Origin of the sequence: Treponema sp. OMZ 790 (genome assembly GCF_024181285.1) — a bacterium.
GTDB lineage: Bacteria > Spirochaetota > Spirochaetia > Treponematales > Treponemataceae > Treponema_B.
Window position 1 is genome coordinate 2,772,606 of record NZ_CP051201.1, and the last position, 12,175, is coordinate 2,784,780.

The following is a 12,175-nucleotide window of genomic DNA, read 5'->3' on the forward strand; positions in this document are numbered from 1 at the left end:
AATTTTACAAATGGATTTAGGACTGCAAAAATTTTTTATAGAGGTAGATATGAATGAAAAAGAATTGAAAAAACAGGTAACAGGTAAAAACTTTTTACCCAATCTGCTGCTTGCGCTTAAAATAGTATTTGACCTGATACCGCAGGTTTTATTGGTGCTGATGATAAGCAAATTATTTTCAAAAGAAATTACACAACCGCATTTTAAAATGTTCATTACGGGTATGCTGATTTCTTTTGTTTTAAAAGCTGTGTTTAACTATCTTGCAACAAAGACAGCTCATGATAGAGCTTTCGGCAAATTGACGGAGTTACGGCTTGCAATAATCGATCACTTAAAAAAACTCACTTTAGGCTTTTTTAAAAAGCATAACACGGGCGAGCTTACCAGTATTATCGAACACGATGTAGAGCAAGTCGAAATATATCTTGCTCACGGGCTTCCTGAAATTATGTCGGCAACCCTTCTTCCCGCCTTGGTTTTTATTGCAATGCTGTTTATAGATTACAGACTTGCTTTGATAATGATTGCAGGGGTTCCGCTCATGTTTCTTGTAAAACAATTATCCGCAAAGACAATGCAAAAAAGATTTCAAATGTATTTTTCGAGAGAAATGAAGATGAGGGAAGACATGATGGAATATGTAAAAAACATTTCCGTCATAAAGGCTTTTGCAAAAGAAGAAAACTTTAGCGGACAAACTTTGGCTTCTGCACGATCTTATGTTCAGGATGTAAAAAAGAGTATGGGAGCCGTTACGGGTCCGATGGTTCTCATAGATATTTTTATGGAAGCCGGAACTGTTGCGGTTATGATTTTAGGAAGCATTTTGCTCTTACATCAAAATATTTCTACGGCGCAATTTATACTGTCCGTTATTTTATCTTCGGTCTTTGTGTCGGCGATAAGTAAAACGGCAACCCTTCATCATTTTTCCATCGTGTTTACCGAAAAAATCAAAAGCATAGCCAAGATTTTATGTGCTCCTCTTTCAAAAGAAAAAATCAGCGAACAATTAAAACCCGGCGACATAGAATTTACAAATGTAAATTTTAGGTACGAAAAAGACGGCTTTGCCTTACAAGATATCAATTTAAAATTTACAGAAACCGGTTTAAATGCTCTTGTCGGTCCGAGCGGCTGCGGTAAAAGTACCCTTGCAAATCTCATTATGGGTTTTTGGGATGTCGATTCAGGTTTGCTCACCATTTCGGGCAAAGATATTTCGCGCTATGACACGGACAGTATTTCCACCCTTATAGGAAGTGTCCAGCAGGAAGTTATCCTTTTTAATATGAGTATCTTTGAAAATATCGCAATCGGTAAGGCGGGAGCTTCTGAAGCGGAAGTTATAGAAGCCGCTAAAAAAGCACGTTGCCACGATTTTATTTCCGCCCTGCCTAAGGGCTACAACACAAAAACCGGCGAGATGGGCGTAAAACTTTCAGGCGGAGAAAAACAGCGCATTTCCATCGCACGAATGATTCTTAAAAATGCTCCGATTTTAATTTTGGATGAAGCGATGGCCGCCGTCGACAGCGAAAACGAAAAACTCATAAACGAAGCCGTCGAAGAATTAAGAAAAAATAAAACGGTCATCACGATAGCCCATCATCTGAACACAATCCGCAACGCCGATCAAATTGTAGTTATGGACAAGGGCCGCATTTTGGATTCGGGAACACATACCGAATTGATAAACCGCTGTCCCTTTTATAAAGAAATGGTAGACGCTCAAAATAAAGTAGACGGGTGGAAAGTTGCAGGGGAATTATGGGAGTATTTATGTATAAAGAATTATTTGCATGTTTGAGTAAGAAGGGAAAAATCGATGTATGTATTTCATCATTGTTTTTTACATTGTACGGATTAAGCTCCGTGGGAATGCTTCTTACGGTGTTTTCGATTTTGTTTAAGATTAATGAGGGAACTCAAGTTGAGGGGCTCTATGTTGATTTTGCGGTTTTGATAGGCTTGGTCATTTTTAAGGGTCTTTGCAATATGATTGCAGACTTAAAAAAACACGGGGCGGGTTTTGATGTGGTGCAGCAAATAAGGGAGCGTATGATTGTAAAATTAAAACTCTTTAGTTTGGGCTTTTATACGAATGAGCGGTTGGGAGAATTAAACACGATTCTTCATAAGGATGTGGACAATATGTCGATGGTGGTAGGGCACATGTGGCCCAGGATGTTCGGCGATTTTCTTATCGCCCTTGCGGTTTTTACAGGTCTTGCCCTCATCAATCTGAAGTTTGCTCTTATTATGGCAGCTTCGCTTCCACTTGCACTTTTCTATCTTTTTTACACAATTAAAAAGGCGCAAAAAATTGAAAGCCGAAACAACTCGGCTCTCGCCGATATGGTAAGTTTATTTGTCGAGTATGTGCGCGGTATTCCCGTATTAAAAAGTTTTTCGCATAATAAGAGCCTTGACAATGAACTTTTTGAAAAGACAAAAACCTTCGGCGAAACAAGCAAAACTTCTTCCCGATTTAAGGCAAGACAGCTTTCAGTTTTTTCGTTTTTAATCGATGCAGGATATTTTGTGCTTTTGGTTTATTCAGGCCGTGCCGCACTTAAAGGGAGTATTAATGTACTTGACTTTATGATTATCGCTGTAGTTTCAAAAGAATTTTATAAACCCTTTGCGGCTATGGAAACTCACTACATGTATTATGTGTCGGCGGTAGACAGCTATCACCGATTAGGTAAAATTCTTCATGCCGAGGTAATAGCCGATAAAACGGACGGCATCATTCCTTTACAAAACGATATTGTTTTTGAAGATGTGGAATTTTCTTATGAAGAAGATGAGTTTAAAATGGAAAAGGTAAGTTTTACCGTTCCGGAGAAAACAATGACGGCTCTCGCAGGAGAATCGGGAAGCGGTAAGACGACAATAACGAATTTGCTTTTGCGGTTTTACGATGTACAAGCAGGGAGCATTAAGATCGGCGGTGCCGATATCCGCGATATTCCCTATGACGAGCTTTTGGACAGAATCGGTATTGTTATGCAAAACGTACAGCTTTTCGATAACACTATCGAAGAAAATATCCGCGTGGGGAAAAAAGGTGCTTCCAAAGAAGAAATTATTGAAGCCTGCAAAAAAGCGAGGATACACGATTTTATTATGAGCCTTCCCGATAATTACGCAACCGATATAGGCGAAAACGGCGGTCTCTTATCCGGCGGACAGCGTCAGCGTATTTCGATTGCACGAGCTTTTTTAAAAGACGCTCCGATTTTAATTCTCGATGAGATGACAAGCAATGTCGACCCCGTAAACGAATCCCTTATTCAAGAAGCAATCACAGAGCTTTCAAAAAACAGAACGGTACTGGTCATCGCTCATCATTTAAAGACTATCCAAAAAGCGGATCAAATCCTCGTATTCCGAAAGGGAAGCCTTGTCGAAAAAGGAAAACACGATGAGCTTTTAAAAAACGGAACTTACTACAAGCGGCTTTGGAAAGCGCAGTGCGGGAGCGGCAGGTGATTTTACTAAAAAATATTTCATATAAAACAGCTTCGGGCATTCTCATTCTCGACAACATAAACCTCGAAATAAAGAGGGGTGAATTTGTTGTTATCACCGGAAAAAGCGGGAGCGGTAAAAGCACTCTCGGCTCCGTTATCAACGGACTCATCGCTCATTATTATGACGGAACTTTAACGGGCGAGGCTTATCTAAACGGAAAAGATATAAACAGCTTGGAGCTTCCGCAAATAGGCCGCATGGCAGGCTCTGTATTCCAAGACCCGCGAAGTCAGTTTTTTATGACCGATCCATTTAGCGAAGCGGCATTCGGATGCAGCAATATGTTTTTGAGCAGGGAAGAAATATTAAAAAGGGTAGACAAAACTTTGGAGCTGTTTGGAATATCTCACCTGAAAGAAAGAAATATCTTTAAACTTTCAAGCGGTGAAAAACAAAAACTGGCTATAGCTTCATGCTATGCGATGTCGCCCGAGATTTATTTATTCGATGAGCCTACAGCTAATTTGGATATTCATTCCATTTTTGATTTGGAAAAAATTTTACGCAGTTTAAAAGAAGAAGGAAAAACGATCATTATTTTGGAACATAGATTATTTTATCTTTCAAGTCTATGCGAGCGTATGCTTGTTATGGATAAGGGAAAAATTACGGGCGAATATTCAAAAGCGGAATTTTTTCAGCTGCAAAAAAATAAAAATATACGAAACATATATTTGGAAAATATCGAACCGGCTAATTGTAAAAATCTTATCAAAAAAAATTCTCCGCTGTTTGAAATAAAAAATATTTCATATTCACATTCAAAACAAGAAAAATTTGATGTGCTCAAAGACATAAATATAAAGGCTTATAAAAAAGAAATTATAGGTATTATAGGTGAGAACGGAGCCGGTAAAACAAGCCTTGCTAAATTGTGTACAGGTTTGCTAAAAGAAAAAGATGGAAGTATTTTGATTGAAGAAAAGAAGCAGAGCTATAAAAAAAGATTAGGGAGTATTTATTTTGTAATGCAGGATTCCGATTTTCAACTTTTCGGTAATACCGTAAAAGATGAATTGGATATAGGAAAAAAGGAAGGTCTTAGCGATGCGAAAAAAGAATCCGTTTTATCCGATTTTGAAATTTTAGATTTAAAAGAACGGCATCCTCTTGCCCTATCAAGAGGACAAAAGCAAAGGCTCACCATTGCTGCAGCTTTTTGTACTGACTGTAAGATAATTTTTTTGGATGAACCGACAAGCGGATTGGATAAGCATTCTATGGACTTGGTTTCTAAAACCGTTTTAACTGCTGCAAAATCAGGCAAACTTATATTTGTAATATCGCACGATTATGAATTTTTAATGTCCGTTTGCAGCAGAATTATTTATTTAAAAAGCGGAAGACTGCAATCCGATTTTAATTTAGATGATGCCGGTAAGACAAAACTTTGGGAACTTTTAAACAAAGGGCGTCTTATAAAAAAGGAAATGTAAAATGAACACAAAAAGAAATTTAGATCCGAGGACGGTACTCGGCATTGTATGTATTTTTATTTTTCTCGGCCTTGCCGTAAATAAGCCCTTTCCTTCGCATGTTTTACTTATTGTCTGTAATTTTTATTTATGGGATGTGAGAGCTTATCGTGAATCTATTTTGTACAGCGGAATGTATATCGTCATTGCCGTTTCGATGTTTTATATTCATTATATTCCGAATTCGACAGCTGTCTTAATGATTGTATCTTTAAGTTATTTTATTCAAAAATTCGTTATTGCAATTATGATGATTGTATTTTTAAAAAAGAAAACTTCAATGCCCTATATTATATCGGCTATGCAAACGATGAAGTTCCCAAACATAATAGCGATTCCTTTAATCGTTGTGTTTAGATATCTTACGTCTTTAAAAGAAGATTACGGATGCTTAAAGGATAGTTTAAAAATAAGGGGAATTTCTACTTCAGGTTTTCGTTTTTTGATTCATCCTATTCGGTCGATGGAACTTATAATTGTTCCGATTTTGTTTAGAAGTCTCCGCATAGCCGAGGAACTTTCAACATCGGTTTTGCTTAGAGGAATTGAAAACTATAAAAACAGAACAAATATCTATCCGCTTAAATTTACAAAAACGGATTTTGTATACGGATTATGTACGGCTATTGCTGCAAGTGCAGTATTGTACTTGCAGTTTAGTAATATAAAAATTTTTTAAGGAGATACGATAATATGGAAACAAAGACAAACAAATTGAATGCGCGGGATTTTATTTTTATCGGAATCTTTGCGGCGGTTGCACTATTGATTTTCTTTATTACGGGAGCGATAGCTGCATTAACTCTTTTCGGAACGATAGCCAATATTCCGATTACTCTCTTTTTTGTATCGGTAGCATTTATGTTGGCAGTATCGAAGGTAAGAAAAACGGGCGTCTTTTTTATTATGGGAATTATTATCGTTTTACCGGGATTTATGGCGGCAAACGGAATCGGTGTCGGCCTTTCAATTATCGGCTGGTTCATTGCGGAAGTCCTTGCGTCAACGATGAAGTACAAAGATAAAAAAGCAATCATACTGCCCTATGTACTGGGTGCCACATTGCAGACAGCTTTGTTTACTCTGCCTATGTATATTTCGCACGGGGAATATTTGATTCAGCGGCAGGAAATCCTTCACTTAACCGATGAAGCCTTGTCACAGTATTTACAATTTTTTTCATGGCCGGTTTATGGTTCGATGGTTGCACTAACGGTTGTAACAAGTTTTGCCGGTGCTAAAGTCTCTATGCGGATGTTGAAACCCTTATCTTAACCCCGTATTTTTATTGCAGAACCGTTGGCGGTTTTTTCTATTTCGATTTTTTGAGGGATGCGGGTTTTTAGTTCGCTGACGTGGGAAATTATTCCGACCATTCGGTTACCCCTTACTTCGTCGAGGATGCTGATGGCATTTTCAAGGCTGGCTTCATCGAGGCTGCCGAAGCCTTCATCTATAAACATTGAATCCAGCCTTATGCCGCCGCTTCTTGTTTGAATGGAATCGGCAAGGCCGAGGGCAAGGCTGATTGAAACCATAAAGGTTTCTCCTCCCGAAAGGCTTGCTGTGGGACGGATGCCGCCTGTGTAGGCATCATAAATTTCCATGTCCAATCCTGAAAGGTTGTTGCCCGAAAGCTCCTTACTCAGTTTTAAGACATAGCGGCCGCCGCTCATGCGTTCAAGGCGGGTGTTGGCATAGACGATTATTTCGCGTAAAAAGGCCGAGAGCATCCAGATATCGAATTTCAGTTTATACTTATTGCTGCCGTTTAAACTTAAGGAAAGCTCGGTTATAAGCCGGGCTTCTTCGGCTCTTTGTTTTAATTCCGTTAAAAGATTTTGCCGTCTTTCAAAAAGGTCTTTGAGTTTGTCGAGAGAGCTTTTTACTTCCGTAAGGCGGTCTTGTTCTTCGTCAAGATTTTTTTGCAAGACTATAATTTCGTCTTCAATATTTTCGGGCGGAACAAAGGTTTTGCCTTCAAGATCTTTTTCGAGGCCGGAGGCGGAGTGTTCCAAGGTTATCTTTTCTTCTTTGAATTTCGTTACCGTTTCTTCAAAGCCGCCGATTTTTTCTTCAGGTAAAATAGAATCTAAAAGCTCATTTATTGAAGAAAACCCCTTTTGCTCAAGAGAGGTTTTTAAATTTTCTTCTTCTTCCAATAAGGTTTTTTCCCATTTGGCCAACTGCTCCTGCCTTTGGATGAGCCCGGCCTTTATGCTTGTATGGCGGTCATTGCTTTCTTTGAGTCTTTCCTCATAGCCGCTTATTTTGCGGTCTGAGGCAAAAATCATTTCATTACAGCCTTCGATTGTGTCATCGATGTTTTCTTTTTGGATATCGGGGGGGATGGACTTAAAGGCATCATCGTATTGTTTTTTCTTTTCGTGGAGGATTGTGTTTAACTCGCTTTCTTTTATCTTGATATTTGTAAGGGCCTCGCTTAAGGCTTCCTTTTCATTTTGGATAGAAGAAAGTTTTTGCTCTAAATTTATTTTTGCGGTGTTTGCGGTTTGGGCTTCTTTTAAAAGGAGGTTATCTTTTTCGGCTTCCTTTGAGGCTTGCGGAAGGAGTTCTCCTATTGTTTTTTCTAAAGGCATTTCTTTAAAAATAAAAGCACCGGTTTTAAATTCTTCATTTAGGTTAAGAAAAGAACGGTCAAGCTCGTCCATTTGCTCTTTTTGCCAATCTGCATCTGTATTGCGGGCCGTGAGGCTGTTGTTGAGGTTTTCCCTGTCGTGATTAAACTTTTCGATGCTGCGTTCGCATTTTTGTATTTTTTCGTCGAGGGAAAAAATACTTTCCGTATTTTCAACGGCCGGGGAAGGGTGATGGATTGAGCCGCAGACAGGGCAGGGTTCCCCGTCTTTTAAGTGAACGGCAAAGGCGGATGCCTCTTGGTTTATTTCAAAATCTTTTTTTTCTTTTTTAAGTTTTTCAAAAAGCTCTTTTTCGATTTCGATGTCTTTTAACATTAACTGTAAATCGTTGTAGTTTTTTTCGGCTGCGGCCTTATGAGTTGTGTAGAGCTTTGCCGCCTTTTCTTTTTTTGAAGCAATCTCAAAAAGCCTTTTTAGGTAAGAAAGTTTTTGGGACGAGGTTTCGGCCCTTTCTTTTCTGTTATCGAGCTCGCTGATTATTTCAAGATAGCCGGAAACCTTGTCCTTGATCTCCTGAATATTCTTTTCGGTTTGAGCCAACTTTTCGGTCTTTTCTTTTTTTTGCAGAGAAAGTCCTTTTTTTTCGTATGATTTTTCTTCTATTTCTTTGTAAACCTCGGCGGCCCTTTTGAGACGGTCAAGATTTTGTTTTAGGGCGGCATTGTTTTCTTTTTCGGATTCGATATCTTTTTCTTGTGCTTTGAGAGCTTCCAAAATTTCGGTTACGGAATTTAAGTCTTTTATCTTTTTTTCGATGTCGGTTTTATATTCGACTATGTTAGAGTTAAGTTTTTTTACGGAATCGGCAAGGCCTGTAAGCGAGGAGGCTCTGCGTGCCTTTTCGACAGCCTCTTCCATCATTTTTATATCGTTTTTATGAGCATTAAGATTTTCGAGCCTTGTTTTTATCGCTGTAAGCTCTTCCTTTTTTTCTTTGAGAACCTTTGCCTGCTCTTTTTCTGAGATTTTTGCCTCGATTTTTTTGGAAATTTGGTTGTAATTTTTTTTGATAAGCTCAATCTCTTTTTCAAATTCGCTCTTTTTTGAAGGATAGGAATCGGCATCGAATTCTTTGCCGAGGGCTTCAAGGGCATCTTCAATATTTTTTATCTTATAGGTCTCTGCTTTTTCCAGCTCCTTTAGGTTTTCCATTATTTGGGTATAGCGGGAAATCGGAAAAAGCTCCTCAAGAGTTTCCTTTTTTTGACTTGAATTTTCGCGCAAAAAGGCGGCGAATTCTCCTTGAGGCAGAAGGACAATGCGGGCAAATTCTTTTTCGTTTAAGTTTATTATGTTCAATATTTTTTTGTCCGTGTCCCGCTTATTTGTTGCGCTTAAGTCTTTCCAAGTTCGGCCGTCCCATTCGGCTAGGGCCGATTCTTCAGGGTTTTCGCTTTTTTTTCCGGGGCGTAAGAATGGCAGCCGCCTAAAAATTTTGTATTTGGAGGGACCCATGGTAAAGATAAGCTCGACTTCGGCCGTTTCCTCTTCCGGCGCAAATTGGCTTCGGAGGCTGCGGGCAATTTGAGAGCGGCTTCCCAAGGGCTTTGAATAAAAGGCATAGGAGATTGCATCGAAGATGGTCGTTTTTCCGGCTCCTGTTTTGCCACATACCAAAAAGATAGAATCCATGAGGCTGAAATCTATTGTGTGAGTTCCGCGAAAGGGGCCTATATTGGTTAGTTTTAAAAGTTCGGGTTTCAAATTTATTCCTCCGTCAAAATCTTAAAAGTTTACTCCGTAAACCGGTCCCTGCAAAGGCTTTTAAAAAGTTCTTGTTTTTTTGCTGAGGGTTCCTCATCTATTGCCTTTTCAAAAAGCATGAAGTTTTCAAAGATGACATCCTCGTCTTCGATGTTCTTTTTTAAGATATGAATTTGCTCATCTTCTTTTAATTCGGCTGCGACTGCCTCTTGGTGCAGATTTAAAAGATAGGGAAATTTTTGCTGCAAGAGGCTCATCGGGCTTTGAATAACGTCGGAGCCTGTAAGCTTTATTTCTAAAAAATCGTCCTTGTAGGCATCGAATTTATCGGTATTAAAAAAATCGAAAAAACTGCCCTCTAAGTGGGTCATTTTGCGTAAGGGTGTAATCGGAATTTTTTCTACCCGGACAGGGAAGCCTTGAGTTTTGCAGTCTATGTCGACGGATAAAACAACTTTTTCGATTGAACATTCATCGAAGGCATAGGTTAGAGGGGCTCCGGAATAGTAAATTCTGTCGGTAACCTTTTGCATTTTGTGTAAATGTCCCAAGGCTGTGTAGGTAAAAAAATCGAAGAGGGCCGGCGAAACATATTCCGCAGTACCTAAAAAAGCCCTTTCAGATGAGGAGCTTTCTCCGTTTAAGGTAAAAAGATGGGCAATCAAAACCGAAGGAATTGCCGGATCTACAGCCTCTTTTAAACGCCGGGAGGCTTCTTGAGCCATTTCTGCCTGAGAAGTCAATTTTAACTCCTCATTTTGCGCGGAAAATGAGCCTAAATGCAAAAAAGGCATCAAAAAAAATTGAACTTTTTCTCCATTTTGTGCTATAATGATAGGTGAGCATAAGTTGCCGGTTCCTGCAGCGATGTGAATATTACTCGAATTTAAAATTTGAGCACCGAAGGCGAGCCTTTCGGCGGAGTCATGGTTTCCGGGTATTATAAACACGGCTGTATCAGGGCAATCCCGATGGACGGCAGATAAAAATGAATCGAAGAGAGCTACATATTCTGAAGGAGGAATTGAGCGGTCGTATACGTCGCCTGCAATGATTAAGGCTGCATAATCGTCTTCTAAAAGAATTTTATGGATATCATCGAGCATCTTTTTCTGTCTTTCGGCTTGAGGAGCCTCGTATAGGCTTTTCCCCAAATGCAGATCGGCGGTATGCAAAATTTTCATACTTCTAATGTATGTGTATTTAAGGATTATGTAAAGGACCTTAGAATGAAAAACTACATAAAAATTGTTTTTGCTTTGTGCGGTATTGCTTTGGCGATAGGGATAGGAGGGGCAGCTTTTTTTATTGCTGCAAAACCTTCGTCGGATTTTCAACTCAGGACAGATTATTTGCTTGAGTACAGATTTTATCTTTCAAGTTTAAAGTCGGATATGTACAGGACTGCATGTAAGGACGGGGAATTTTCCGTTCAGAATTTTAAGGCGAAGATAAAAGAAACCGTTAATTCGTTTGAAAATTTAAAAAAACTTTCCGCAGCGGATAAAACCGATTCCAACTTAAAGTTTGCATACAATGACTATGAAAATTCAAATAATAAGCTGTTTAAAAGCATAGAGGCTTGGAGGCAGGAGTTTGAACTTACAGGAGATTCATCGGCAAGAACTTTTTTTCCTGTTTTAAAAGAATTTGATGCTGTGCAGACTAGCTTTGAAAGGCTTAAGAAAGAGTATAAGACCGGCTTTACACGACAGGAAAAAAAAGCAAAAACTCTTGCTGCTTTTTTAATAGTTTTAGCTTGGGGAATAGGCGTATTTTTAACATGGCTTGTTTCTTCCATTATATATAAAATTTACATTGAAAGAGAAAGAGCTAAGAAGGCAAAACTTAGGCTCCATCTAGGTCCCAAAACAGATAATAAGCAGACTTCATTTAATGAAGAACGGAATTCGATTTCTGATGAAATTTTCAATAAAACCGTTCAGCAAAGTGCCGAAGAAGAAGGCGATAAAAACATATCGCAAAATTCCATTCAATCGGCTCCTTTCCAAAAATATTCTTATACACAAACCTCTTCTGCTGTTTCTGTAGAAGAATCGCCGGCTTATATCAAACTCCAAAACGACTATGCAGAGCTAAAAGCCATGTCCGACGAACTAAATGAGGCTTATAATGAACTGCAAGAAAAACATAGTGAGCTTGGTTCCTCCTATAGAGAACTGCAAGAATCCTTTAAGCAAGGCGATGAAAAAAAGGCCGAAAAATGCGAAACGGTAAAATCCTTTTTGTCGGATATACAGATGGATGCTGCAGAAGCTCAAGAAGATGCTCAGGCAGCGCAAGAACTTGTTGAGACCTTCCAGGGCGGGCATAAACTTTTTAAATCTACTTATGAAAAAATTGTTCATATAAATCAAAGTATTTCGGATATACAGGAAATGGCGGAGGTTATTGCAGGTATTGCCGAGCAAACAAAGATGCTCAGTATGAACGCCGCCATCGAAGCAGCCCATGCCGGAGATGCAGGAAAGGGTTTTGCGGTTGTAGCCGAAGAATTGGGCCGCTTGGCAACTGCTTCGGTAGAAAGCTCTGCCGGTATCGGAAAAACAGTAATTGAGGTGGTAAAAAATATTTCGTTTATGGCAAAAAGCAGTGAAGATTTGGATAAAGCCTTCAACGATATAAACATAAAAACAAATCAGGTTTATACAACAGTTATGAATTTTTCGGATAGAATGATTCAAACATTCCAAAAAACAGACAATGTTTTAAAAGGACTTGACACAATTTAACAATAATAGTATTATAGACAGATAGTAGAGTAATTTTTAG

Annotated in this window: 8 protein-coding genes; 6 read left to right on the forward strand and 2 right to left on the reverse strand. The window is 38.9% G+C overall.

Going from position 1 to position 12,175, the window contains the following annotated elements; translation table 11 throughout:
• Positions 1–49: 49 nt before the first annotated feature.
• From E4O01_RS13170 to E4O01_RS13190, 5 genes are read left to right on the forward strand one after another with little or no spacing between them, the layout of a single operon-like run.
• Entirely contained in the window at positions 50–1,813 is a 1,764-nt protein-coding gene (locus E4O01_RS13170; protein WP_253692640.1) for an ABC transporter ATP-binding protein, read from the forward strand.
• On the forward strand, positions 1,786–3,501 hold the full coding sequence (locus tag E4O01_RS13175; protein WP_253692642.1) for an ABC transporter ATP-binding protein: 1,716 nt from the start codon (positions 1,786–1,788) through the stop codon (positions 3,499–3,501). Before E4O01_RS13170 ends, E4O01_RS13175 begins: the two co-directional genes overlap by 28 nt.
• Entirely contained in the window at positions 3,498–4,979 is a 1,482-nt protein-coding gene (locus tag E4O01_RS13180) for an ABC transporter ATP-binding protein (RefSeq protein WP_253692643.1), read from the forward strand. The genes E4O01_RS13175 and E4O01_RS13180 overlap by 4 nt, the downstream gene beginning before the upstream one ends.
• Position 4,980: 1 nt before the next feature.
• The gene (locus E4O01_RS13185) at positions 4,981–5,697 is read left to right on the forward strand and encodes an energy-coupling factor transporter transmembrane component T family protein (protein WP_253692645.1); all 717 of its coding nucleotides are present in this window, start codon (positions 4,981–4,983) and stop codon (positions 5,695–5,697) included.
• Positions 5,698–5,711: 14 nt separating this feature from the next.
• Entirely contained in the window at positions 5,712–6,293 is a 582-nt protein-coding gene (locus E4O01_RS13190; RefSeq protein ID WP_253692646.1) for an MptD family putative ECF transporter S component, read from the forward strand.
• Here the strand turns inward: E4O01_RS13190 and E4O01_RS13195 are convergent.
• A complete protein-coding gene (locus tag E4O01_RS13195) occupies positions 6,290–9,382 on the reverse strand; it encodes an AAA family ATPase (protein WP_253692652.1) in 3,093 nt (1,030 codons plus the stop codon). The two genes, E4O01_RS13190 and E4O01_RS13195, sit on opposite strands and share 4 nt — an antisense overlap.
• A 29-nt stretch (positions 9,383–9,411) precedes the next feature.
• A complete protein-coding gene (locus tag E4O01_RS13200; RefSeq protein WP_253692653.1) occupies positions 9,412–10,566 on the reverse strand; it encodes a metallophosphoesterase family protein in 1,155 nt (384 codons plus the stop codon).
• A gap of 45 nt (positions 10,567–10,611) precedes the next feature.
• Here E4O01_RS13200 and E4O01_RS13205 point away from each other — a divergent pair, with 45 nt between their 5' ends.
• A complete protein-coding gene (locus E4O01_RS13205; RefSeq protein WP_253692654.1) occupies positions 10,612–12,135 on the forward strand; it encodes a methyl-accepting chemotaxis protein in 1,524 nt (507 codons plus the stop codon).
• The last annotated feature ends 40 nt before the right edge of the window (positions 12,136–12,175 follow it).